Origin of the sequence: Pseudomonas sp. SWI36 (assembly GCF_002948105.1) — a bacterium.
GTDB lineage: Bacteria > Pseudomonadota > Gammaproteobacteria > Pseudomonadales > Pseudomonadaceae > Aquipseudomonas > Aquipseudomonas alloputida.
On sequence record NZ_CP026675.1, the window covers coordinates 4,185,692 to 4,209,742 of the forward strand.

A 24,051-nucleotide genomic window follows, 5' to 3' on the forward strand; every position below is an offset into this window, starting at 1 on the left:
AGGACCTGCACATGCGTACCGAACAACCGCAAGTGATCTACCTCAAGGATTACCAGGCGCCGGAGTACCTGATCGACGAGACGCACCTGACCTTCGAGCTGTTCGAGGACCACACGCTGGTTCACGCGCAACTGGTCATGCGCCGCAACCCGGCACGCGGTGCCGGCCTGCCGCCACTGGAACTCGATGGCCAGCAGCTGGAACTGCTGCGCGCCTCGCTGGATGACCAGGAACTGCAGCCAGGCGACTACCGGCTCGACGCCGACAGCCTGACCGTGCAGCCCAAGGCCGAGCGCTTCACCCTCGACACCAGCGTCAAGATCCACCCGGAAAGCAACACCGCCCTGGAAGGCCTGTACAAGTCGGGCAAGATGTTCTGCACCCAGTGCGAGGCCGAGGGCTTCCGCAAGATCACCTACTACCTCGACCGCCCGGACGTGATGAGCACCTTCACCACCACGGTCATCGCCGAGCAGCATCGCTACCCGGTCTTGCTGTCGAACGGCAACCCGATCGGCAGCGGGCCGGCCGAAGACGGCCGCCACTGGGCGACCTGGGAAGACCCGTTCATGAAGCCGGCCTACCTGTTCGCCCTGGTGGCCGGTGACCTGTGGTGCGTTGAAGACAGCTTCACCCGCCAGTCCGGCCGTGAGGTGACCCTGCGCATCTACGTCGAGCCCGAGAACATCGACAAGTGCGACCACGCCATGGTCAGCCTGAAAAAGTCCATGCGCTGGGACGAAGAAGTCTATGGCCGCGAGTACGACCTGGACATCTTCATGATTGTTGCGGTCAATGACTTCAACATGGGCGCCATGGAAAACAAGGGCCTGAACATCTTCAACTCCAGCTGTGTGCTGGCCCGCGCCGAAACCGCTACCGATGCTGCGCACCAGCGCGTCGAAGGGGTGGTCGCCCACGAGTACTTCCACAACTGGTCGGGCAACCGTGTCACCTGCCGTGACTGGTTCCAGCTGTCGCTGAAGGAAGGCTTCACGGTATTCCGCGATGCCGAGTTCAGTGCCGACATGAACTCGCGCACGGTCAAGCGCATCGAAGACGTCGCCTACCTGCGCACCCACCAGTTCGCCGAAGACGCGGGCCCCATGGCCCACCCGGTGCGCCCGGAAAGCTTCATCGAAATCTCCAACTTCTACACCCTGACCGTCTACGAGAAGGGCGCCGAAGTGGTGCGCATGGTCCGTACCCTGTTGGGTAGCGAAGGCTTCCGTAAGGGCAGCGACCTGTACTTTAAACGTCACGATGGCCAGGCGGTAACCACCGACGACTTCATCAAGGCCATGGAAGACGCCAACGGCGTCGACTTTACCCAGTTCAAGCGCTGGTACAGCCAGGCGGGCACCCCACGCCTGGAGGTCAGCGAGGCGTATGACGCCGCCGCGCAGACCTACAGCCTGACGTTCCGCCAGAGCTGCCCGCAGACCCCGGACAAGGCCGAGAAACTGCCGTTCGTGATCCCGGTGGAGCTGGGCCTGCTGGATGCCGACGGCAACGACCTGCCGCTGCAACTGGCTGGCGAAGACGGTGCTCAAGGAACCAGCCGCGTGCTGTCGGTAACCGATGCCGAGCAAACCTTCACCTTCCAGGGCATCCAGGCCAAGCCGCTGCCGTCGCTGTTGCGTGGCTTCAGCGCCCCGGTGAAGCTGAGCTTCCCGTATGACCGCGACCAGCTGATGTTCCTGATGCAGCACGACAGCGACGGCTTCAACCGATGGGAAGCGGGCCAGCAGCTGTCGGTGCAGGTACTGCAGGAACTGATCGGCCAGCATCAACGCGGCGAAGCCCTGAAGCTCGACCAGCGCCTGATCACCGCCCTGGGCACTGTGCTGGGCAATGTATCGCTGGACCCGGCCATGGTGGCCGAAATGCTCTCGCTGCCAGGTGAGGCGTACCTTACCGAGATCAGCCAGGTGGCCGACGTCGACGCCATCCACGCCGCCCGCGAGTTCGCACGCCAGCAGATCGCCGAACACCTGTTCGACGCCCTGTGGGCGCGTTACCAGGCCCACCGTGAAGAGTCGCGCAGCACTGCCTATGTGGCCTCGGCCGAGCACTTTGCCCGCCGCAGCCTGCAGAACATCGCCCTGTCGTACCTGATGCAGAGTGGCAAGCAACAGGTGCTGGAGGCGACCCTGGAGCAGTTCGAGCACTGCGACAACATGACCGAGCGCCTTACCGCGCTGGCGGTACTGGTCAACTCGCCGTTCGAGGCCGAGCGCGCCAAAGCGCTGGAGGCGTTTGCCGAGCACTTCAAGGACAACCCGCTGGTCATGGACCAATGGTTCAGCGTGCAGGCGGCCAGCACGCTGCCGGGCGGGCTGGCGCGGGTCAAGGCGTTGATGCAGCACCCGGCCTTCACCCTGAAGAACCCGAACAAGGTGCGTGCGCTGATCGGTGCCTTTGCCGGGCAGAACCTGGTCAACTTCCATGCTGCCGATGGCTCCGGGTATCGCTTCCTGGCGGACCTGGTGATCGAGCTGAATGCGCTGAATCCGCAGATTGCCTCGCGGCAACTGGCGCCGCTGACACGCTGGCGCAAGTATGACGATGCGCGTCAGGCGCTGATGAAGGGTGAGCTGGAGCGCATTCTGGCTTCGGGTGAGTTGTCCAGTGATGTGTATGAGGTTGTGAGCAAGAGTCTGGCGTAATTCTTGTGAATTGGGGCTGCTTTGCAGCCCTTCGCGGGTGAACCCGCTCCTACAGGGGGATGTAAACTTTGTCGGGCGGGTTTACCCGCGAAGGGCCGCCCAGCGGCCCCGGCTTTCCCCGGCCGACAACAAAACATAACACCCCGCCCGTTGTACTCCCGCAAACATCCCCGCTACGATCTCCTCAAGCTATTGCAGGCCTCTAGATCAGGCTTTTTGCAAAGCCTGCAATGCATTGACCCACCAAAAAAGAACACAACAAGGGGGCAGTCATGAGGGAACAGTTACGTACGTCAGCCAGGCGTGGTGCCTGGCCATGGGCAGCCAGCGCGATGCTGGCACTGGCATTGGGGGTGTGGGCCGACAGCGCCCAGGCCGCAGCAGCCGACCAATACTCCACCGAATCGGCCAAGGCCAGCCAAAGCCTGTTGATCGACGCCACCCATGCCGGCAAGCGCCTGGTGGTGGTGGGTGATCGCGGCCACATTCTGTTCTCCGACGACCAGGGCAGTACCTGGACCCAGGCTCGGGTACCCACCCGGCAATTGCTCACTGCCGTGTTTTTCCTCGACGACAAGCGTGGCTGGGCCGTCGGCCATGACGCGCAGATCCTCGCCAGCACCGACGGCGGCGCCACCTGGAGCAAGCAGTTCGAAGACCTCGCCCGTGAAGCACCCTTGCTCGATGTCACCTTCCTCGACGCCCAGCACGGCTTTGCCGTGGGGGCCTATGGTGCCTTGCTGGAAACCACCGATGGTGGGCAGCACTGGCAGGATGTGGCCGAGCGGCTGGACAACCCGGACCAGCTGCACCTGAACGGTATCGCCCAAGTGCGCGATGCCGGCCTGTTCATCGTGGGTGAGCAGGGCGGCATGTTCCGCTCCACCGACAACGGCCAGACCTGGGCCAAGGTCGAGGGCCCCTACGAGGGCTCGCTGTTCGGCGTGATCGGCACCGCCAGGCCGCAGACCCTGCTGGCCTACGGCCTTCGCGGCAACCTGTTCCGCTCCAGCGACTTCGGTGACAGCTGGCAGCCGATCGAACTCAAGGCCGCGCGCGGTACCCTGGAGTTCGGCCTGGCAGGCGCTACGCTTGTCGATGATGGCAGCCTGGTGCTGGTCGGCAATGGTGGCAGCGTGCTGCGCAGCACGGACGACGGCCAGACCTTCAGCGTGTACAACCGCGCCGACCGCCTGGCCCTGGCCGGCGTCAGTGGCCTGGCCAACGGCGGCCTGCTGCTGGTGGGGCAGGGTGGTGTGCACCTGGCCAGCGCCGAAGGGGCTGATCAGCCTGCTCCGGAGGTGCGCCCATGACCAGCAGGGAGAGCATTACCATGCACCCGCATCACCAGGATAAAGCCACGCTGCTCGAACGCCTGATCTTCAACAACCGCCCAGTGGTCATCGCCCTGTGCGTGCTGGTCAGCATTTTCCTGTTCTGGCAGGCCACGCAGATTCGCCCGTCCACCAGCTTCGAGAAGATGATCCCGCTGCAGCACCCGTTCATCGAGCAGATGATGGAGCACCGCAACGACCTGGCCAACCTCGGCAACACCGTGCGCATCTCGGTGGAGGCGGTGAACGGTGACATCTTCGACAAGGACTACATGGAGACCCTGCGTCAGATCCATGACGAGGTGTTCTACATCCCCGGTGTCGACCGGGCCGGGCTGAAGTCACTGTGGAGCCCCAGCGTGCGCTGGAGCGAGGTCACCGAAGAGGGTTTTTCCGGTGGCGAGGTCATCCCTAACACCTACAACGGGTCGCAGGACAGCCTCGATACCCTGCGCGACAACGTGCTCAAGTCAGGCCAGGTGGGGCGCCTGGTAGGCAACAACTTCAAGTCCAGCATCGTCGACGTGCCGCTGCTGGAAAGCTACCCCGACCCGCAGGACCCGGGCAAACAGGTGAAGCTGGACTACCAGCAGTTCTCTCACCTGCTGGAAGAGAAGATCCGTGACAAGTTCCAGGCGCAGAACCCCAATGTAAAAATCCACATCGTCGGCTTTGCCAAGAAGGTCGGTGACCTGATCGATGGCCTGGTGATGGTGGCGATGTTCTTCGGCGTCGCCCTGGTGATCACCTTGGTGTTGTTGTACTGGTTCACCTGGTGCATCCGCAGCACTGTCGCCGTGCTCATTACCACGCTGGTGGCGGTGGTCTGGCAACTGGGGCTGATGCATGCGGTGGGCTTTGGCCTGGACCCGTACTCGATGCTGGTGCCGTTCCTGATCTTCGCCATCGGCATTTCCCACGGGGTGCAGAAGATCAACGGCATCGCCCTGCAGTCGAGTGATGCCGACAACGCCCTTACCGCTGCCCGGCGCACATTCCGTCAGTTGTTCCTGCCGGGAATGATCGCCATTCTTGCCGACGCAGTGGGCTTCATTACCCTGCTGATCATCGACATCGGGGTGATTCGCGAACTGGCCATTGGCGCTTCCATCGGCGTGGCAGTGATCGTGTTCACCAACCTGATCCTGCTGCCGGTGGCCATCTCCTATGTTGGCATCAGCAAGAAGGCCATCGAGCGCAGCAAGAAAGACGCGACCCGCGAGCACCCGTTCTGGCGCCTGTTGTCGAATTTCGCCAGTGCCAAGGTGGCGCCGGTGTCGGTGGTGCTGGCGCTGCTTGCCTTCGGCGGTGGCCTGTGGTACAGCCAGAACCTGAAGATCGGCGACCTCGACCAGGGCGCACCGGAGCTGCGCCCCGACTCGCGCTACAACCAGGACAACAACTTCATCATCAGCAACTACTCGACCAGTTCCGATGTGCTGGTGATCATGGTCAAGACACCGTCGGAGAAGTGCTCGGTCCATTCGACCATGGCGCCGATCGACGAGCTGATGTGGACCATGGAAAACACCCCTGGCGTGCAGTCGGCGATTTCCTTGGTCACCGTTTCCAAACAGGTGATCAAGGGCATGAACGAGGGCAGCCTGAAATGGGAAACCCTGTCGCGTAACCCGGACATCCTCAACAACTCCATCGCCCGGGCCGACGGCCTTTACAACGGCGACTGCTCATTGGCACCCGTGCTGGTGTTCCTCAATGACCACAAGGCTGAAACGCTGGAGCGCGTCACCGCCGTGGCCAAGGCATTTGCCGACAGCCATGACAAGGAAGGCCTGCAGTTCCTGCTGGCGGCGGGCAACGCCGGTATCGAGGCTGCGACCAACGAAGTGATCAAGTCGGCCGAGCTGACCATCCTGATCCTGGTGTACATCTGCGTGGCAGTGATGTGCCTGATCACCTTCCGCTCGTTCGCCGCCACGCTGTGCATCGTGCTGCCGCTGGTGCTGACCTCGGTGCTGGGCAACGCGCTGATGGCCTACATGGGTATCGGGGTGAAAGTGGCGACCTTGCCGGTGGTGGCGTTGGGGGTGGGCATTGGCGTGGACTATGGCATCTATATCTACAGCCGCCTGGAAAGCTTCCTGCGTGCCGGTTTGCCGTTGCAGGAGGCGTATTACCAGACCCTGCGCTCGACCGGCAAGGCGGTGCTGTTCACCGGGCTGTGCCTGGCCATTGGCGTATGCACCTGGATCTTCTCGGCGATCAAGTTCCAGGCGGACATGGGCCTGATGCTGACCTTCATGCTGCTTTGGAACATGTTTGGTGCGCTGTGGCTGCTACCGGCATTGGCGCGGTTCCTGATCAAGCCTGAGAAGATGGTGGGCAAGGAGGGTGGGTCGATCTTCGCCCATTGATTGAGGGGGCCGCATTGCGGCCCCCCGGTTATACTGCCAGCTCATTTCAGATGGGTACCCCTATGTCCCCCCTCGCTACCGCCCTGCAGTCCTGCGATATGCTTTTGATCGACGGCCTGCACGCCTTCGATTTCACCGTTGATGAAGCCGGCCTCACTGTCGAATGCATGGACGGCCGCCAATTGCGTCGCTGGTCGTTCACCCCTGAGCAAATCGCTGCCGCCATCGCCACCGGAGACGAGTGGCAACTCGACGATGCCAACGGCGCGCATCGGCTAGTCTGTATGAGTGCCTTTCGCGCCCCGGATGATGACCAAGATGAACCGGACCTGGACGACCCTGCTGACCGCTAGCCTGATGAGCCTGACTATCCACGCCCACGCCTCGACGTTGCTGGTGGGCAGCTACACCGATGGCGCCAGCCAGGGTATCTACCGCTACCTGTTCGATGACAAGGCCGGCCGCATCGAGCCCACACCGCAACAAGTGGTCAAGAGTGTCAATCCTTCCTGGCTTGTGCTGTCGGCCGACCAGCGCCAGCTGTTCGTGGTCAATGAAACCCCGGGTGGCCATGCCAGCAGTTTCAGCGTCAGCACCAAGGGCGAAATCAAGCCGCTCAACCAGGTGGCCACCCAAGGTGACGAACCGACTCACGCCAGCCTCAGTCGTGACCAGCGTTATCTGTTCGTGGCCAACTACGCGGTCACGCCTGACCCCGGCGGCAGCCTGGTGGTAATCCCGGTGGCCAGGGACGGCAAGCTCAAGGCCGTGGTGCAACAGGCCCGGCACAAGGCGAGCGGGGTCAACCCTGAGCGTCAGGCCGGTGCCCATGTGCATGCACTGGTGCTGTCGCCCGATGGCCAGCATGTCTATGCCTGCGACTTGGGCGCAGACAAGGTATTCATCTACCGCTACGACGGCGCCAGTGTGGACAAACCGTTGAGCCCGGCAATCCCGGCATCGGTGGCCTTGCCGCCAGGCAGTGGTCCCCGTCACCTGCTGTTCGACGCCAAGGGCCAGCACGCCTACCTGACGTTGGAAATGAGTGGCGAAGTGGTGATGTTCGACGTCGAGGACGCTGCTTTGCTTGAGCGTCAACGCCTACCGCTGACCGAGCAGCAGGATGCAGCGGCCAAGGCGGCAGGAGGCTTGCACCTGTCGGCGGACGGCCGTTTCCTGTACGTGAGCAACCGTGGTACGGCGAATGAAATCCTGGTGTTTGCGGTTGGCAAGAATGACGGCCAGTTGACGTTCGTGCAGCGCCGCTCCGTGGAAGGCGACCACCCCCGCGAGTTTGCCCTGGACCCTAGCGGCAATTTCCTGCTGGTGGCCAACCAGAAGAGCAACCAGATCGTGGTCATGCGCCGTGATCTCTTGACTGGCGAGTTGGGGGAGACCGTGCAGACCATGGCGCAGGACGCGCCTTCGGACCTGAAGTTCATCGATTGAGGGGTTGGGAGGGTTCGCCCATAGGCGAACTGGCCAGACACACACTGCAAGAAGTGGATTTATCCGCGAAAGGGCCGGTCCTGCTGGCCAATCTCCCCCAGCCGTTCACCGCCGCAGCCGCCACCGTATTCGCGGGTAAACCCGCTCCTACATGTGCATCGATGGTGGACACAGGCCGTCGTAGGAGCGGGTTCACCCGCGAAAGGGCCGGCCCTGCTGGCCAAATTTCCACCCGCCGTTCACCGTTGCTGCCGCCACCGTATTCGCGGGTAAACCCGCTCCTACACACGCATCGGTGGTGGACACAGGCCGTCGTAGGAGCGGGTTCACCCGCGAAAGGGCCGGGCCTGCAGGCCAATCTCCCCCAGCCGTTCACCGCCGCAGCCGCCACCGTATTCGCGGGTAAACCCGCTCCTACACGCGCTCGTTGGTTGAACACAGGCCGTCGTAGGAGCGGGTTCACCCGCGAAAGGGCCGGCCCTGCTGGCCAATCTCCACCCGCCGTTCACCGTTGCCGCCGCCACCGTATTCGCGGGTAAACCCGCTCCTACACGCGCTCGGTGGTTGAACACAGGCCGTCGTAGGAGCGGGTTCACCCGCGAAAGGGCCGGTCCTGCTGGCCAATCTCCCCCAGCCGTTCATCGCCGCAGCCGCCACCGTATTCGCGGGTAAACCCGCTCCTACATGCGCTCGGTGGTTGAACACAGGCCGTCGTAGGAGCGGGTTCACCCGCGAAAGGGCCGGGCCTGCCGGCCAATCTCCACCCGCCGTTCACCGTTGCCGCGCCACCGTATTCGCGGGTAAACCCGCTCCTACACACGCATCGGTGGTGGACACAGGCCGTCGTAGGAGCGGGTTTACCCGCGAAGCAGGCGACGCGTTGCATGGCACCGGCTGCGCCGGTGTTCGCGGGTGAACCCGTGCCTACGGCCCCCATTTGTAGCCAAGTGTCTGTTCAGCGAATCATGATCGCTTTGAACAGCTCCGAAGCCAGCCACCCCTCCAGCCAGCGCCGCACGCGCGGATAAGCCGCCTCGGCGAACCACTGCGGTTCCACTCCGGCAAACTGGCGCATCAGGGGCAGCAACGCGGCATCGGCCATGCTCGGGTGGTCGGCCAGCAGGTAAGCCCGCCCCGCCAGCAAGCCTTCGAGCTCCGCCAGCCAGACCTCGGCCTGCTGGCGGTAATGCTCGCGGGAATGCTCCGGGTAACGTTCAGCATACTTGTACAGGTTCACGTGCGCCTTGAACGTGGTGTCATTGCGCGCAATCAGCGTTTCAGCCTGCTGCGCAGCCGCAGGGTTGGCCTGTAGCCGCCAGTCCTGCGGGTCGTTCTGCGTCAGCGCCCAGCGCATGATGTCCAGGCTCTCTTCCAGTACCTCGGCACCGGTGTCCAGCACCGGTACCGTGCCCTTGGGCGACAAGGCCAGCAACTCTGCCGGCTTGTTCTTCATCGCCACTTCGCAGATCTCCACCTCGCAGCCGGCATAGCGCAGGGCCAGGCGCGCACGCATGGCCCACGGGCAGCGGCGGAACGAGTAGAGGATCACCCGCACACCTCCACGTCACTGAGGCCATTACCCTGGCGCCGCACCTGGATCTGCACCGGGATGCGCTCGTGCATTTCCTGTACGTGGGAAATCACCGCCACTTTGCGACCCTGGGCTTGCAAGCCGTCGAGGGCGTCCATTGCCAGTTGCAGCGACTCGGGGTCGAGGCTGCCGAAACCTTCGTCGATGAACAGCGACTCGATACGCAAGGTGCTGGACGCCATCGACGCCAGGCCCAGGGCCAGGGCCAGCGACACCAGGAAGGTTTCCCCGCCCGACAGCGAGTGCACCGAACGCAGCTCGTCGCCCATCTCGGTGTCCAGCACCAGCAGGCCAAGGGCGCTGCCGCCGCGCTTGAGGCGGTAGCGACGGGCCAGCTGACGTAGCTGGGCGTTGGCGTGGTGCAGCAGCAGGTCAAGGTTGTAGCCTTGGGCGATCTTGCGGAACACATCACCGGAGGCCGAACCGATCAGGGCATTGAGGCGGGCCCAGCGTTGCCACTGCTGGTGGGCCTGTTCGATTTCTGCCGCCAGCGCCTGGTGGGCCTGCTGGCGGCGCTGGTCGTCGGCCTGTTGTGCACGCAATTCGGCGCATTGCTGCTCGTGGCTTGCCAGGCGTTCGCGCAGTTCGGCCAAGGCTTGCTCCAGGGCCTGGACCGTGGTTTCCACGGTCATCTGCGCAGCGTGGTGCTGCAGGCGCTGTTCGCGCTCCTGCAGCAGGACGCGGCCCTGCTCGATGGCTTTTTCCGCGCCTTGCAAACGCTGGCGCAATTCATTGACTTGCGCGTCATCCATGGCCAGCAGGCGATCGAGGCCGGCATCGTCCAGTTCAGGATGCTCGCTGCGCCACTGGGCGATCTGGGCCTGCAACTGTTGGCATTCGGCATCCAGTGCCTGTTGTTGCTGGGTATTGGCCTTGAGCTCGCTGGCCAGTTGCACGCCTTGGGTGCGCAGATCTTGCAGGCGCTGGGCGGTGTCGGCATCGAGGGCGCGGGCTTGTTCCAGCGTGGCTTCCATATGCTGCTGCCAGGCTTCGGCACTGGCATGTTCGCCAAGCAGCTCGCCGAGCGACGCCTGGGCCTGCTGGCGCTGTTCGTCGAGGGCAGCGAGCTTGTGTTGCAACTGCTGCAGGCCTTGCACGCGCGCCTGTTGCTGATCGCGCAGTTTGTCCAGCTGGGCTTGCCGGGCTTGCTGTTCTTCCTGTTCGTCCTTGCGCTGTTCCAGTTGCTGCAGGCGCTGGGCAATCTGTTGGTCGAGGGCGAGGAAGGCATTGGCCGGGTCGTCGTTGAGGGCCTTGAGCGCTTCCTCTGGTAGTACGCCGGCCAGGTCGTTCAGGCCTTGCTGCAACAGCTGCTCGTCGTTGGCCAGGGCCTGGTGCTGTTGCTCCAGGTGGCGCTGGGCCTGTTGTTGGGCGTCGTGGGCAGCCTGCAATTGCTGGTTGAGGCGGGCCGCGTCCCGTTGCAGGGCGAGCAGGGCGCTCTGGCGTTTCTCGTCCTGGCTGATTTCTTCATCCAGGCGACGCAGCTGGCTGTCGAGCCAGGCGCTACGGGCTTTGTCGTCCTGCGGGGCGAGGGCTGGCCACAGGCTGTGTGCCTGTACCTGAGCCACCAGCGGTTGCAACTGTTCGCCCAGTTGCTGCTGCTGTTGCTGGAAGTCCTTGAGCTGGGCATTGACCACACCCAGCTGGGTACGCAGCTCCACCAGCTTGCTGTTGAGCGTTTCGACCTGCTTCTGCGCGGCGTGCTCTTCGGCCTGGTCATGGCGGCCAAGGCTCTGCAGCAGCGCTTCTGGCTGATGGAACGGGTGTTCGGCGCTGCCACAGACCGGGCAGGGTTCGCCGTCACGCAGTTGGTTACGCAGTTCTTCGACGCTGGTGTTGCGTGCCAGGCGTTGGCGTTCCAGCAGTTGACGGGTGAGCATCAACGCCTGTTCGGCGGCCTCCAGCTCGGCCTTGGCGGCAGTGCCTTCGGTAATCAGTTGCTGGCGTTGCAGCATGGCCTGCTGCTGGCGTTCGCGCAGGGCATCCAGCTGCTGACGCAGCTCCTGTTCACGGCCGTGCAGGCGTGACATTTCCTCTACGGCGCGCTGCTGTTTGCGGTTGTCCTGCAGCATGCCGCCGAGCAGGTCGATCTGCTCGGCCAGGGCCTGGGGTTCGGCCTTGGCTTCACGGAACAACAGGTCGTAGGCGTCGCGCTCGGCCTGCAAGTGCGCATTGGCCTGGCTGGCCTGGGCCTGCAAGCCGGGTAGCTCTTCTCGGCCCTTGGTCAGGCGGCCACCGATCAGCATCACCTGTTTCAATTGCGGCAGGTAGGCGTGCCAGGCATTGGCCAGGCCCGCCAGGTGCTGGCTGTCGGCAAGCGCGGTGTCGATCAGCGCCAGTTGTTGCACGCTGCGCTGCTGGTTGTCTTCCAGCTGCTGCAGTTGCTGCTGGCCGTCAGCGACCTGCTGTTGCGCCTGCTGGTTGATGCTGCGCTGGGCGGCCAGCTCCTGGTCCAGGCGTGCCAGCGTATCCTGGGCGGCAAAGGCCTGGCGCAGGCGCGGCGCGTTCTCGCCGTGCTCGGCCTGGCGGTCGGCAAGCGCTTGGCGCGCAGTGTCCAGCGCCTGTTCGAGTTCGCGGGTGCGCACCTGCAGTTCGGCTTGCTGCTGTTGCTGTTCGGTAATTTTCGCGGCCACTGGCGCCAGCTGTGCGCTCAGGTCCTGTCGGCGGTGGAACTGGTGACGCTGTGGGGCCAGGCGCTCCAGGCGTGCCAGGTCCAGGCGTGGTTCGGCCAGCTGTTGCCATTCCAGTTCGGCGGCCTGCAGCGCGGTGCTGGCTTCGGTGTGTTGGGCCTGTAGCTGGTGTTGTTCATTCAGCCAGTTGCGTTGCTGCTCCAGCTGGCGCTCGCCGGCCTGGTCGGCCTTGAACTGCTGTTGCGCCTGCTCCAGGCGCTGGTCGAGCTCGGCACGGGCCTCGGCAGCCATCGGCAGCAGATGGCTGGCGCGTTCTTTCAAGGCGTTGTGTGCCTCGCCGGTTTCGCGTGCCTTGCTGAAGGCACGCTGGCCCAGACGGGTGTAGATCGCGGTGTTGGTGAGCTTTTCCAGCAACTCGCTGCGGTCTTTGTCGTCGGCCTTGAGAAACGCGCCGAACTCGCTCTGGGCCAGCATCACCGCACGGGTGAACTGCTCGAAGTTCAGGCCCAGGCGGGCTTCGACCAGTTGCTTGTATTCGTTCTTGCCACTGCCGAGCACTTGCTCGCTGTCGAGGTCGTAGAAGCTCTGACGGCTGTGTTGCAGTTTGCCGTTGGCCTTGTCGCGGGCGCGGTTGGCTTCCCAGCGGGCGCGGTAGCGGCGGCCATCGATACCGACGAAATCGACCTCGGCAAAACCGCTGCCGGTGCCACGGCGCAGCAGGTTGCGCGGGTCGGAGGTGGGGATGTCGCCGTCGGCATCCGGCACCTTGGCCTCACGGCCAATGGCATTGAGGCGTGGCACGGTGCCGAACAGCGCCAGGCACAGGGCGTCAAGCAGGGTGCTCTTGCCGGCACCGGTAGGCCCGGTGATGGCGAACAGGCCAGCGCTGGCCAAGGGTTCTGCGGTGAAATCGATGTCGATCGGGCCGGCCAGCGATGCCAGGTTCTTCAGGCGGATGGCGAGAATCTTCATGGCTGTTCCTCTTCCTGCTGCACGTCCTGCAACAGCAGGGCGAAGTCGGCCAGCGCCTGCTCGTCGGCGGGGTTGCCATAGGCTTGCTCCCAGGCGCGGCTGAACAGGTCTTGCGGGGTCATCTGGGCCAGTTCGACAAAGGCCAGGTCATCGTCTTCGGCGTTGTTGCGGCCGGCGTACTCGGCGCTGATGCGGATCAGCCGTACCGCCTTGCCTTCAAGCGCGGTTTCAATCTGCTGGCGCAGGTCGGGTTGCGGCTCGTCGAGCATCACCCGCACCTCCAGCCAGGGCTGGCGGTTGGGGTCTTCAAGCAGGTCGATCACTGGCAGGTCGGCCAGTTGCTGCAACAGCTCGCCCAGCGGTGCCGGGCCCACCCGTTGCAGGGCCACGGCGCGTGGTACGGGGCGTGGCTCGACGCTGACCAGGCCGTTGCCGTCCAACTCCACTTCCAGGACCTGGTGCGGGTAGTTGATTTCGGCGAACGACAGCGGGATTGGCGAGCCGCTGTAGCGGATGCGCTCTTCGCGGTTGACCTTCTGCGGCTTGTGCAGATGGCCCAGGGCGACGTAGCTGATAGCCTTGTCGAACAGCTTGGCCGGCAGCGCCTCGGCGTTGCCGATGATCAGGCTGCGTTCGGAGTCTTCCGACACCGCGCCACCGGCCATGTGCGCGTGGCTGATGGCGATCAGCGCCTGGTCTTTCTTGCGTTTCTTCAGTGCGGCGGCGATCAGTTGCTGGTGCACCTGGGTGATGCCTTGCAGGTAGTCGTCACCCAGCTGCGGGCCGGTCACTTCGGCCGGGCGCAGGAACGGCAGGGCCAGGCACCAGGCGGCCACCTTGCCACGGCCGTTGGTCAGCGGAATCAACAGGCGTTCGGCATCCAGCTGGCCCTCGTCCAGCCAGTGCACACGGCCCAACGCATGGGTGCGCAGGCGGCGCATGAGTGCGGCCGGCAGCTCGATGCGCGAACCGGAGTCGTGGTTGCCGGCGATCATTACGATGTCCAGCTTGGGTTGTTGCTCGTGGGCCTGGACGATGAAGTCGTAGAGGCGTTCCTGGGCTTTGACGGGCGGGTTGACGGTGTCGAAGATGTCGCCCGCAATCAGCAGCGCATCCGGCTGGCGCAGGCGCAGCTGGCCGAGCAGCCAGTCGAGGAAGCAGGCGTGTTCGAAGTCGCGTTCCTGGCCGTGCAGGCTTTGGCCCAGGTGCCAGTCGGAGGTATGAAACAGACGCATGGATGACCTGTTGGTGTCGAGTCGGGCAAGCGGGGAAAGGGCGGTATGGTAACCCAAGCGGGATTCGGGGTGCAGGGCGAGGGATTGGGGGGCAGATGTTCGTCCCAAGAATTTCAGCGCCTGTGACAGGCGCTGAAAACCTTATGGCGAACACCTGCTGGCCTACTTGGGATAGAGCGGCGGCAAGCTGCCGCTCTCGCCCGTCGGCAGCAACACCTGCTCAGCTGGCGGAATGGTACCAATCGCCCGCCACAAATCCTCCCCCTGCCAATACTGCCCGCTCTCGCTATACAACGCCCCGTTCAAACCATCCAGCGCATCCGACAACGGCACGAAGCGCGCCGCCATCTCGGCCAGGGTTTCCGGTTGCTGCCGGGCCCAGGCATCCAGCGCCTGGCGCGTAGCCTGGGGGTCGTTGGCCTGGCATGCGCGCTTGAGGTCGTCCAGCAAGGTGCGTGGGCTTGGCCCGTTCTGCGCCGTGCGCAGCACCGCTGGCCGCGAACGGGCGCGCCACCACAGGGCAAAGCCCAGCACGGTGGTCAGGGCAAACACCAGTGTGGACAGCTGCCAGGGCCACAGCAGGGTGCTGGCGCTGCTGTTGTCGCCCACCGGGGTGTCGGCGCTCAGTGCCGGGTTGTCCAGCACGTTCAGCGTGCGCGCCGGCAGGCTGCTGTGTTCCAGGTGGTCTTCGCGGGTGTTCCACCAGGCCACTTCCAGCGCCGGCAAGGCCAGCGTGCCGCTGTGGGTCGGCACCAGGGCCTCGCGCTCTTCGCGGTTGGCGGTCATGCCCCGTTCGCTGATTTCGTTGCGCAGCAGCGGCTGGTCAGGGTAGCGGCGCAGGCCGATGATCTCCGTAGCCGGCAGCGGCGGCAGTTGGGTGCTGGACAAGCCTTCGGCACGCAAGGTGATGTTGCGCGTCAGCGAGTCGCCAATCTGTACCTGCTGGCTGCCCGGGTCGGGGCTCCAGTGCTCTTCCAGGGTCAGGCTGCTGGCTGGCAACCACGGCAAGTCAGCCGGCCAGGCTGCCGGAATCGGCCGTACCGTGAGGCGCAAGGGCAGCGAGCTGACCTGCACCTGGTGGCCGGCGCGGGCCGTGCCATTGGCCTGCGCTGCTTCGTCGCTGCTGGCAGCTGCCGTGGCGGTGAACGTCAGTGACGGGATGTCGAGGGTGCCACTTTGCTGGGCATACACCGCATAGCGGGTTTCGATCACGCCATGACGCACGCCGTTGATTTCCTTTTCATACGTGCGCGACTCGCCCAACGGCTCGACCTTGGCGTTCTCCAGTTGCAGGGGGCTGAGGCTGCTGTCGTCGTACAGCGCTACCGAGTGGTAGATGCGCAGGGTCAGCACGGCTTGGGCCTGGACATAGACGTCTTGGCTGTCGAGGGTCGCTTCGATGAATACCTGAGCGTTGTCCTGGCGGCTGGCATCGGCCTGCAGCACTTGCAGTTCGATGGCCTGGCTGTGCGACTGGCCCAGCCGCAGCTCGGGGATGCGCAGGGTACCGCTGCGCCGTGGCAGCAGGGTAATGATCCAGCGGGTGCTGGCGCGGGTTTCGCCGTCCAGGGTGTGCAGGCTGTTCAGCTGTCGCGTGCCGCGCACTTCGAAGTCACCTTCCAGGGCGCGCAGGTCGGGCTTGCCGAACTGGGTGACGTCCTGGCTTTCCAGGGTCAGTTCCAGGCTTTCGCCAGCTTCCAGGCGGGTGCGGTCGACGCTGGCCTGCAGCAGCGGTTCGGCCTGTGCCAGCACGGCCCACAGCAGGGTGAGGAGAAGGACGCCGAAGCGACTCATCGTGATTTTTCCTGATGCAATTGCTGTTCATACCAGAATTTGCGTCGTAGCAGCTCTGCCGGGTTGTCGGGGATTTCCCGCAGCCATTGCTCCAGGGCTTGGCGCTGTTCGCCGTCGAGGCTGGTCGACACCGGGCGCTGTGGCGGCTGGATGACACTGTCGTCGCTCCCGGCCTGGTTGCCGGGTGCGGCCTGGCTGTTGCTGCTGCTTTCGCCGGGTTGTTCGGAGCTGGCCTGTTGGTCGTCGCCGGGTGTGCCTTGGGCCGGGCTGCTGGCCGAGCTGCTGTTGCCTTCGGTTTCACTGCCGGGCGTGTCTTGGGCATCGCTGCCGGGTGGTTGTTCCTCGGCCTTGGCTTCACGTTGTTGCAGCAGTTGCTGCACCAGCGCCTGGTTGTCCAGCGCGGCCTGCAGGTCGGGCTGACGCTCCAGGGCTTGCTCGTAGGCATCCAGGGCGGCTTCCAGCTCGCCACTGCGGGCCAGGGCATTGCCTCGATTGTAGTGGGCTGCTGCAGTGTCGCCTTGGGAAAATGCCTCGGCGGCACCGGCATAGTCGCCGGCCTGGTACAGGGCCATGCCGCGCCATTGCGGGTTCTGGAAGTGACGCGCAGCGCTGGCCGGGCGGTTTTGCTCCAGCAGCATCTGGCCTTGCTGGTCGGGACGCAGCCACAGGTCGTTGAGCTCGAAAGCATGGCCAGGCTGCGGCAAGGCCAGCAGCAGCGGCAGGCAGAACAGCCAGCCGCGCCGGCCGGCGCAGGCGGCCAGCAGCAACAACGGAATCAGCAGCCAGTACCCTTGGTCGGCCCAGCTGTCCAGTTGCAGGGTCTGGCCGTCATTGCGCCCGCTCCGCGGGTTGTCGAACAGGCCCAGGCCACGCAGGTCGAGGTCGTCGATGCGGGCGTGCCGGTAGCGCCCGCCCGTGCCGCTGATAAATCCCTTCAGGCTGGCGCTGTCCAGGCGAGGCAAGAGGATGCCGCCCTGGTCGTCTTTAAGGTATTCGCCATTGACCTGGCGCACCGGGGCGCCTTCGCGGCTGCCGATGCCCAGCATCAGCAGGCTTGGGCCCTGGCGGCCGAGGGCCTGGGTGATGCCCTGGCGCTCGGCGGCGCTGAGCGCCGAGCCTACCAGCAGCAGGCGGCCTTGGCCGAGGCCGCTCTGGGCCAGGAGCGCCAGGCCTTTTTGCACGGCCAGGTCGGCACGCTGGCCGGGTTTTGGCATGATCGACGGGTCGATGGCCTCGAGCAAATTGCGGGTGGTGGCCAGGTCGTCGGACAGCGGCACCAGGGTGTGCGCGGAGCCGGCATACACCACCAGCGCCGTCTGGCTGTCGCGGCGGTGTTCAAGCAGGTCGAGGATCTTGCGCCGGGCCTGTTCCAGGCGGTTGGGCGGGCTGTCCTCGGCGAGCATTTGCGGGGTCAGTTCGAGCAGGATCACCAAGGGGTCGGCCGGGCGCTGACGGCTTTCTTCCAGCCGCTGCCAGCTGGGCCCGAGCAGCGCCAGGATCACCAGTAACCAGGCAAGGCCCAGCGCCACCCACGGCAGTTTGCTGGTGCTGCCGCTGCCGCCACCCAGCAGTACACCGTGGAAGGCTGGCGGCAGAATCATCTGCCAGCGCCCGGCGCGCTTGCGCCGGTGCCACAGCTTGTACAGCAGCCAGCCGAGCACGGGAACCGCCAGCAGCCAGAGCGGGCGCAGCCATTGGGGCCACAAGTCGATCATCGCCGCCTCCTTAAACGCAGGCGCTTCAAGCGCTGGCGCCATTCCGGGTGCGGCTGCAGGAAGCGCGGCTTGCGCAGCAGGCGCTGCAACAGGTTGTCGGGCCACTGCACGGCCACCACCAGCAGCACGCTGAGCAGCAGCGCCAGCGCCAGGGGCCAGGCGTACAGGGCTTGGGCTGTGCGCGCCTGGGTCGGTTGCTGGGCCACTGGCTCCAGTTGGTCGAGGGTATCGCCGATAGCGTCCAGTTCGGCGCCGTCATGGGCGCGGAAGTAGGCACCGTGGGTGATGTCGGCAATTTCCTTTAGCGCGGCTTCGTCCAGGTCCAGGCTCGGGTTGAGGCCGAGCAGGCCTGGGGTGCCACTGGCTTCGGGGTTGGCGCCGATACCGATGGTGTAGATGCGCACGCCTTCCTGGGCCGCCAGGCGGGCGGCTGTCAGCGGGTGAATCTGCCCGCCGTTGTTGGCGCCGTCCGTGATCAGCACCAGCACCCGGCTTTGTGCCGGGCGTTCGCGCAGGCGTTTGACCGCCAGGCCAATGGCGTCGCCGATGGCGGTGTTCTTGCCTGCGATGCCGATTTGCGCCTCGATGAGGAAGGTGCGCACGGTGCGCCGGTCAAAGGTGAGCGGCGCCTGCAGGTAGGCCTGGCTGCCGAACAGGATCAGGCCCACGCGGTCGCCTTCACGGTCTTGCAGGAAGTCGCCCATCAGCGCCTTGACCAGGTCGAGGCGGCTGATGTCCTCGTTCTGCCACTGCATGTCGGGGAAGTCCATCGACCCGGACACGTCCACCGCCACCAGCAGGTCGCGGCCGCTGGCGGCGATCGGCACGGGTTCGCCCAGCCATTGCGGGCGCGCGGCGGCGCACAGCAGCAACAGCCAGATGACGACGAACGGTGCCTGCTGGCGCCAGGTGGGCAGGTTGAGCCGCGCGCGGCGCCCGGCCAGGCCTTCCAGTTCGTTGAGGAAACCCACCTTGAGCACCGGTTCACCACTGTCGGCTGCGGGCAGCAGCAGGCGCGCCAGCCATGGCAGCGGCAACAGGGCGAAGACCCACGGCCAGGCCAGTTCAAACATGCTTGCGGATCCAGATTTCGACGGCTTGGCTGAGCCCGGCGATGGCCTTGTCGTCGAGCTTGCACTCGGGTTTATAGGCGCCTTCTACCAGTACCATCCAGCGGGTCAGGCCGGCGGCCGGGCAGCGGTTATCCAGAAAGGCCAGCCACTCGCGGCCGTTGAGGGTGTGGCTGTTGGCGCCTGGGTAGTGGTTGCGGCACAGGCGTTTGAGCAGGGCGTTGATCTGTTGCAGCCAGGCGCCGGCCGGGGCGCCGTCATACGGGCGTGGCAGGCGGGCCAGCTCGGCCAAGGCCTCCAGGCGCACCGGGTCCAGGGGTTGTTCGGCGCGCACGATGCGGCGTTTGCCCGGGCGCCAGCGGCGCAGCCGCCACAGGCCCCAGCCCAGGAGTGGCAGGACGGCCAGCAGCAGCCACCAACCCGGTGCGGGTGGCCACAGGCTGACCGGTGCCGGGGCGATCAGTGGGTGCAACTGGTCGAGCGGGTTCATGACGCGCTCCGTGGCCGCTGGGCGTTCAGGTACTCGCGCAGTTGTTCGACCATTTCACTTTGCGTGCTCAGTGGCATCAGCACCACCCTCAGCTTTTGCGCCATCAGCTCCCAGCGCTCGATGCGGGCTTCGGCCTGCTGGCGGTAGGCCTGGCGCAGGTTGGCGTCGAGAGTATCGAGCTCCAGCTGGGCACTGCGCTGGGCGAAGCGCAGCAGGCCGGCGGCGGGCAACGCGTGGTCGAGCGGGTCGGATACTGGCAGCAACAGCAGGTCGCAATGCCGTGAGAGCATGGCCAGGTGCTGTTCCACCTGGGCGCTGAGCGAGCGTTCATCGCAGATCACGATGGCCAGGCTGCCGGGGCGCAGCACTTCGCGGGCGCGGCGCAGGGCCAGGCCGAGGCTGTCGGCCCCGGGTATGGCTTCGGTGTGCAGTGACTGGTTGACCTTTGCCAAGCGGTTGAGCAGTTGCAGCAGGCTCTGCTTGCTGCGTCGGGGCTTGATTTCGTGGTGTTCGTTGTCGCCGAACACCAGGCCGCCGATGCGGTCGTTGTGGCCCAGCGCTGCCCAGCCGAACAGCGCCGCAGCCTGGGCCGCCAGCACGGACTTGAACATCAGCCCTGAGCCGAAGAAAAGCCGTTGGCTTTGCTCGACGAGGATGAAGATCGGCCGCTCGCGTTCTTCGTGGAACAGCTTGGTGTGCGGCTCCTGGGTACGCGCAGTGACACGCCAGTCGATGTTGCGCACATCATCGCCGGCCTGGTAAACGCGCACCTGGTCGAAGTCCACGCCGCGCCCACGCAGCTTGGAATGGTGCAGGCCCACGAGTGGGCTGCGCTGGCCGGGCTTGGAAAACAGCTGGATTTCGCGCACGCGGTGGCGCATGTCGATCAGCTCGGCAAGGCCAATGCGGATGCCGTGTTCGGCCAGCTGCGCAGTGGGCATGGGGTCAGGCAACGGCGACGACGTCGAGGATGCGCTGGACCACGCGGTCCTGGTCGATCCCTGCCGCCTCGGCCTCGAACGAGAGGATGATGCGGTGGCGCAGGACGTCGAACAGCACGGCCTGGATGTCTTCGGGGCTGACGAAGTCGCGCCCGGCCAGCCAGGCGTGGGCACGCGCGCAGCGGTCCAGCGAGATGGAGCCACGCGGGCTGGCGCCGTAGGCGATCCAGTCGGCCAGCTCGGTGTCGAACTTGGCCGGGGTGCGGGTGGCCATGACCAGCTGCACCAGGTATTCCTCCACTGCGTCGGCCATGTACAGGCCAAGGATTTCCTTGCGCGCGGCGAAGATGGCCTGCTGGCTGACCCGGCGCTCAGGCTTGGTCTCGCCGCCGAGGGCTTCACCCCGGGCCTGCGCCAGGATACGCCGCTCTACGGCGGCGTCGGGGAAGCCGATTTTTACATGCATCAAGAAGCGGTCGAGCTGGGCTTCGGGCAGCGGGTAGGTGCCTTCCTGCTCGATCGGGTTCTGTGTGGCCATGACCAGAAACAGCGGCGACAGGTCATAGGTGCTGCGGCCCACGCTGACCTGGCGCTCGGCCATGGCTTCGAGCAGCGCCGACTGCACCTTGGCCGGTGCGCGGTTGATTTCGTCGGCCAGCACCAGGTTATGGAAGATAGGCCCCTGCTGGAACACGAAGCTGCCGGTTTCCGGGCGGTAAATCTCCGTGCCGGTGATGTCGGCCGGGAGCAGGTCGGGGGTGAACTGGATGCGATGGAACTGCGCTTCGATGCCTTCTGCGAGTTCTTTGATGGCTTTGGTCTTGGCCAGGCCCGGTGCCCCTTCGACCAGCATGTGGCCGTCGGCCAGCAGCACGATCAACAGCCGTTCGACCAGTTTTTCCTGGCCTAGGATCTGGGTAGAAAGAAAAGTGCGCAGCGCGATCAGCGCTTCACGGTGTTCCATCGGCGACGGTTCCTGGTAGGGGGCCTGAGGCGGCGTGAGGCAGCAGCCTTGGCAAGGGGGGATACTTTAATCTATCCGGGGGGGCGACCACCAATGGCGGCGGGTAAATTTATCGTTGCAGACGGGCCTGCGGGCAAAGAAATGTCCCACGCATGGCTGGCCTTTGCCTGATGGTCCGTGACGGCGTGCTGGCGCCTGCTTGTGCTTTTCGGACAAGCAGGAGGCACGATGATGAAAATGAGCAGCGCCAGCACGGCAAACCTTACGCCGGTCACCCTGCGTTTTGGCGTGTTCTTCGATGGCACCGGAAACAACCTGCACAATGCGACGGCGGAGGGTGAGCAGGGTGACAAGGGCGGCAGCTATGGCAACGCCTTGAGCAATGTGGCCCTGTTGCATGCGTTGTATCCGGCTGATGCGGTCTATGCCGACGGGCCGCAGGCGTTCTTGAAGCGCTATGTGGAAGGCGTGGGCACGCTGGCGGGTGAAGCCGACCATGTCTACGCCTCGGCCACCGGGCATGGGCGCACAGGGGCCGAGGCCCGGGTTGCCGAGGCGTTGCAGGGAATGGCCGAGCAACTGCAGGCATGGCGCCAGGCGCATCCGCAGGCGACGCTGGAAGGGGTCGAGTTCGATCTTTTCGGTTTCAGCCGCGGCGCGGCAGCGGTGCGGCATCTGGCCAACCTGCTGCACGAGGGCGCGGGCGGGCTGTTGTCGTTGGCGTGCAAAACCTCGATCAACTTTATCGGCCTGTTCGACACCGTGGCGGCGATCATCGCGCCCTTACAGGGTGACTTCGACCCTGCAGACGGCCGCCACGGTGGCCTGCGCCTGGGCCTGGGTGCGGATATTGCCCGGCACGTGGTGCAGCTGGTGGCCGAGGACGAGCGGCGGCATAACTTCTCCCTGGTGCGCAGTGGCCACGACATCGTGCTGCCGGGCGTGCACTCGAATATTGGGGGTGGTTACCCGGAGACCCTTCTGGAGCAGGTGCTGCTGTGCAAGCCGCAGTCCCAGTGCGTGCCTGCCGGCACGCGTGTCGAGCAGTGCCGCGTACATGCCAAGGTGAGTGCCTTGCTGGCTTCGACGTTTGCCGATATGGGCGAACCCAGGCCGCAAGTGATGACCTGGGAGGAGCCGATTGCGGGCGGGCGGCGGGACGAGGCGCAAAAGCAGGTCTATGCGGCGGTGTACCGGGAGCGGCACGTGGCGGGGCACTTGTCCCGGGTGTACTTGAGCGTGATGCGGGCGTTGGCGGTGCGCGCTGGCGTGCCGTTTGCCCCGTTGGGGGCGCAGGCAGAGCATCGGCTGCCGGATGAGTTGTCGGGCATCAGCCGCAAATTGCATGCGTTCGCCTTGGGGGAAACTGGCCAGGTGGGGTTGAGCGAGGAAGAACAGCGGCTGCTGCGCGACAGATACGTGCATGCGTCAGCGAACTGGAACGCCCTGAAGGGCTTGCGCAACAGTGTGCTTGATGTGCTGTTCGTCAATCGGCCGGGGGCAGGCGGGCGCGTGGTGCATGCCAACCCGGCGCAATGAATGACTGATCCTGGCCTGGCAATGCTGCACCGGGCCTACAGGGCGCGCGCCAGCTGTTCAGTCGCGCGCCTTCTGGCTGAATACATCTCCTGTGCCAGGGTCAGCAGCACCGTCAGCAGCATGAACACCACCGATGCGATGAAAATCCCGTTGGGCAGGCGCTGATCGAGCATCCAGCCGAATGCCACCGGCCCGATGGCACCGCCGACGTTGAACCCGGTCGACACCAGGCCGAAGGTTTTGCCCTCGGCCCCGGGTGGCGCCGCCGCCTTGACCAGCATGTCCCGTGATGGGGCGATGACCCCGGTGAGCAAGCCGATGGCACCCAGTACGACCACCAATGCCCAGCCCTGCAGCAGCCCCAGCGCCACCAGTGCAGTCAGCGCAGCCGCCAGCGCGAAGGCCAGTGCCGCCACCAGGCCATGGCGCCGGGTACGGTCGGCCAAAGCGCCCCCGCACAGCACGCCGGCTGCGCTGCTCAGCAGGAAAGCGGTGAGCGCGGCGTTGGCCCAGGCCAGTGTCAGGCCTTGGCCCTGGACCAGGGCGGCTACGGAGAACTTCTCGATGGCACTGGTGCTCAGGTTGAGCAGGATGAACAGCACCGTCAGCACGCCGATCATGGGTGTGAACAAGCGTACCCGGCCTGTTGCTGCGGCCGGGCCTGCGCCTTGTGGGTTGGCAGGCCTGGCGACCCGGTACACGCCGCTGCCGGGTATCGATATCAGCAGCAACGCGGCTACCCCGAATACCGCGCCCGCCGCCAGGGCTGCCCGCGTGCCGAACGCTGCGGCGATGCCGAGAAATACGGCTGGGGTAACGGCCGAACCGAGGAAACCGGCAAAGGTATGAATAGAGAACGACCGCCCCAGGCGTGCGGGCTCGATGCCGTTGGCCAGCAGCGCATAGTCGGCCGGGTGGTACACACCATTGGCCAGGCCAGCCATGGCCATCGCCACCAGCAATACCGCATACCCGGGGCTGGCCGCCAGCAGCACGAAGCTGAGGCTGCCCAGCAACAGCCCGGCCTTGAGCACTTTACGTGCACCATAGTGGTCGACGGCATAACCCAGCGGGGCCTGTACCAGCGCGGAGACGATGTTGAACACCGCCAGGGCTACGCCCAGCTCTACGAAGCCCACGCCCAGCAGGCTGGGCAGCACGGGCAGTAGCGCCGGGATCAGCATGATGTGCACGTGGCTGACGAAGTGCACGGCAGCAATTTGGGTCAGCAGCTTGGGGCCAGCGTGGGGCATGTCGATACCTGTTGAACAGCGTGCGCCCCTGGC

General features: G+C 65.2%; 16 protein-coding genes. 6 read left to right on the forward strand and 10 right to left on the reverse strand.

Annotation, left to right across the window (positions count from 1 at the left end; translation table 11 throughout):
- The first annotated feature begins 11 nt into the window (after nucleotides 1-11).
- The 5 genes from pepN to C4Q27_RS20090 all read left to right on the forward strand — a co-directional run bounded on the left by pepN (nucleotide 12) and on the right by C4Q27_RS20090 (nucleotide 7,827).
- Nucleotides 12-2,669, forward strand: a complete 2,658-nt coding sequence (gene pepN, locus C4Q27_RS20070; RefSeq protein WP_104887257.1) for an aminopeptidase N — start codon at nucleotides 12-14, stop codon at nucleotides 2,667-2,669.
- Nucleotides 2,670-2,941: 272 nt separating this feature from the next.
- Entirely contained in the window at nucleotides 2,942-3,982 is a 1,041-nt protein-coding gene (locus C4Q27_RS20075; protein ID WP_104887258.1) for a YCF48-related protein, read from the forward strand.
- Nucleotides 3,983-4,002: 20 nt separating this feature from the next.
- A complete protein-coding gene (locus C4Q27_RS20080) occupies nucleotides 4,003-6,378 on the forward strand; it encodes an RND family transporter (protein WP_104887875.1) in 2,376 nt (791 codons plus the stop codon).
- Nucleotides 6,379-6,440: 62 nt separating this feature from the next.
- The gene (locus tag C4Q27_RS20085; protein ID WP_020415640.1) at nucleotides 6,441-6,731 is read left to right on the forward strand and encodes a DUF5629 family protein; all 291 of its coding nucleotides are present in this window, start codon (nucleotides 6,441-6,443) and stop codon (nucleotides 6,729-6,731) included.
- Nucleotides 6,697-7,827 carry a lactonase family protein gene (locus tag C4Q27_RS20090; RefSeq protein ID WP_256599681.1) on the forward strand — a complete coding sequence of 377 codons (1,131 nt, stop codon included), beginning with the start codon at nucleotides 6,697-6,699 and terminating at the stop codon, nucleotides 7,825-7,827. Before C4Q27_RS20085 ends, C4Q27_RS20090 begins: the two co-directional genes overlap by 35 nt.
- Nucleotides 7,828-8,782: 955 nt before the next feature.
- Here C4Q27_RS20090 and C4Q27_RS20115 read toward each other — a convergent pair.
- The 9 genes from C4Q27_RS20115 to C4Q27_RS20155 form a co-directional block, all read right to left on the reverse strand.
- Nucleotides 8,783-9,376, reverse strand: coding sequence for a glutathione S-transferase (locus C4Q27_RS20115; protein ID WP_064492362.1), 594 nt, complete (start codon nucleotides 9,374-9,376; stop codon nucleotides 8,783-8,785).
- Complete coding sequence (locus C4Q27_RS20120; protein WP_104887262.1) at nucleotides 9,373-13,017, reverse strand: AAA family ATPase; 3,645 nt, start codon at nucleotides 13,015-13,017, stop codon at nucleotides 9,373-9,375. Before C4Q27_RS20120 ends, C4Q27_RS20115 begins: the two co-directional genes overlap by 4 nt.
- Nucleotides 13,014-14,252: an exonuclease SbcCD subunit D C-terminal domain-containing protein gene (locus C4Q27_RS20125; protein ID WP_012053234.1), complete on the reverse strand. Its 1,239-nt coding sequence runs from the start codon at nucleotides 14,250-14,252 to the stop codon at nucleotides 13,014-13,016. The genes C4Q27_RS20120 and C4Q27_RS20125 overlap by 4 nt, the downstream gene beginning before the upstream one ends.
- A 162-nt stretch (nucleotides 14,253-14,414) precedes the next feature.
- Complete coding sequence (locus C4Q27_RS20130) at nucleotides 14,415-16,046, reverse strand: BatD family protein (protein WP_064492360.1); 1,632 nt, start codon at nucleotides 16,044-16,046, stop codon at nucleotides 14,415-14,417.
- Entirely contained in the window at nucleotides 16,043-17,761 is a 1,719-nt protein-coding gene (locus C4Q27_RS20135) for a tetratricopeptide repeat protein (protein WP_104887263.1), read from the reverse strand. Before C4Q27_RS20135 ends, C4Q27_RS20130 begins: the two co-directional genes overlap by 4 nt.
- On the reverse strand, nucleotides 17,758-18,834 hold the full coding sequence (locus C4Q27_RS20140; protein ID WP_010953038.1) for a VWA domain-containing protein: 1,077 nt from the start codon (nucleotides 18,832-18,834) through the stop codon (nucleotides 17,758-17,760). The genes C4Q27_RS20135 and C4Q27_RS20140 overlap by 4 nt, the downstream gene beginning before the upstream one ends.
- Entirely contained in the window at nucleotides 18,827-19,321 is a 495-nt protein-coding gene (locus tag C4Q27_RS20145) for a DUF4381 domain-containing protein (RefSeq protein WP_010953039.1), read from the reverse strand. The genes C4Q27_RS20140 and C4Q27_RS20145 overlap by 8 nt, the downstream gene beginning before the upstream one ends.
- Nucleotides 19,318-20,262 carry a DUF58 domain-containing protein gene (locus tag C4Q27_RS20150; protein ID WP_020193144.1) on the reverse strand — a complete coding sequence of 315 codons (945 nt, stop codon included), beginning with the start codon at nucleotides 20,260-20,262 and terminating at the stop codon, nucleotides 19,318-19,320. The genes C4Q27_RS20145 and C4Q27_RS20150 overlap by 4 nt, the downstream gene beginning before the upstream one ends.
- Nucleotides 20,263-20,266: 4 nt before the next feature.
- Nucleotides 20,267-21,226, reverse strand: coding sequence for a MoxR family ATPase (locus C4Q27_RS20155; protein WP_003247242.1), 960 nt, complete (start codon nucleotides 21,224-21,226; stop codon nucleotides 20,267-20,269).
- 228 nt (nucleotides 21,227-21,454) lie between these two features.
- Here C4Q27_RS20155 and C4Q27_RS20160 point away from each other — a divergent pair, with 228 nt between their 5' ends.
- Nucleotides 21,455-22,765: a DUF2235 domain-containing protein gene (locus tag C4Q27_RS20160; RefSeq protein WP_104887264.1), complete on the forward strand. Its 1,311-nt coding sequence runs from the start codon at nucleotides 21,455-21,457 to the stop codon at nucleotides 22,763-22,765.
- 35 nt (nucleotides 22,766-22,800) lie between these two features.
- Here C4Q27_RS20160 and C4Q27_RS20165 read toward each other — a convergent pair whose 3' ends face one another.
- A complete protein-coding gene (locus C4Q27_RS20165; protein WP_104887265.1) occupies nucleotides 22,801-24,018 on the reverse strand; it encodes an MFS transporter in 1,218 nt (405 codons plus the stop codon).
- Between the last annotated feature and the right edge of the window lie 33 nt (nucleotides 24,019-24,051).

What these genes read in the sequence shown, in the direction of transcription:
- pepN (WP_104887257.1), top strand. Translation starts at nt 12, where the DNA reads ATGCGTACCGAACAACCGCAAGTGATCTACCTCAAGGATTACCAGGCG.
- C4Q27_RS20075 (WP_104887258.1), top strand. Translation starts at nt 2,942, where the DNA reads ATGAGGGAACAGTTACGTACGTCAGCCAGGCGTGGTGCCTGGCCATGG.
- C4Q27_RS20080 (WP_104887875.1), top strand. Translation starts at nt 4,003, where the DNA reads ATGCACCCGCATCACCAGGATAAAGCCACGCTGCTCGAACGCCTGATC.
- C4Q27_RS20085 (WP_020415640.1), top strand. Translation starts at nt 6,441, where the DNA reads ATGTCCCCCCTCGCTACCGCCCTGCAGTCCTGCGATATGCTTTTGATC.
- C4Q27_RS20090 (WP_256599681.1), top strand. Translation starts at nt 6,697, where the DNA reads ATGAACCGGACCTGGACGACCCTGCTGACCGCTAGCCTGATGAGCCTG.
- C4Q27_RS20120 (WP_104887262.1), bottom strand. Translation starts at nt 13,017, where the DNA reads ATGAAGATTCTCGCCATCCGCCTGAAGAACCTGGCATCGCTGGCCGGC.
- C4Q27_RS20125 (WP_012053234.1), bottom strand. Translation starts at nt 14,252, where the DNA reads ATGCGTCTGTTTCATACCTCCGACTGGCACCTGGGCCAAAGCCTGCAC.
- C4Q27_RS20130 (WP_064492360.1), bottom strand. Translation starts at nt 16,046, where the DNA reads ATGAGTCGCTTCGGCGTCCTTCTCCTCACCCTGCTGTGGGCCGTGCTG.
- C4Q27_RS20135 (WP_104887263.1), bottom strand. Translation starts at nt 17,761, where the DNA reads ATGATCGACTTGTGGCCCCAATGGCTGCGCCCGCTCTGGCTGCTGGCG.
- C4Q27_RS20140 (WP_010953038.1), bottom strand. Translation starts at nt 18,834, where the DNA reads ATGTTTGAACTGGCCTGGCCGTGGGTCTTCGCCCTGTTGCCGCTGCCA.
- C4Q27_RS20145 (WP_010953039.1), bottom strand. Translation starts at nt 19,321, where the DNA reads ATGAACCCGCTCGACCAGTTGCACCCACTGATCGCCCCGGCACCGGTC.
- C4Q27_RS20150 (WP_020193144.1), bottom strand. Translation starts at nt 20,262, where the DNA reads ATGCCCACTGCGCAGCTGGCCGAACACGGCATCCGCATTGGCCTTGCC.
- C4Q27_RS20155 (WP_003247242.1), bottom strand. Translation starts at nt 21,226, where the DNA reads ATGGAACACCGTGAAGCGCTGATCGCGCTGCGCACTTTTCTTTCTACC.
- C4Q27_RS20160 (WP_104887264.1), top strand. Translation starts at nt 21,455, where the DNA reads ATGATGAAAATGAGCAGCGCCAGCACGGCAAACCTTACGCCGGTCACC.
- C4Q27_RS20165 (WP_104887265.1), bottom strand. Translation starts at nt 24,018, where the DNA reads ATGCCCCACGCTGGCCCCAAGCTGCTGACCCAAATTGCTGCCGTGCAC.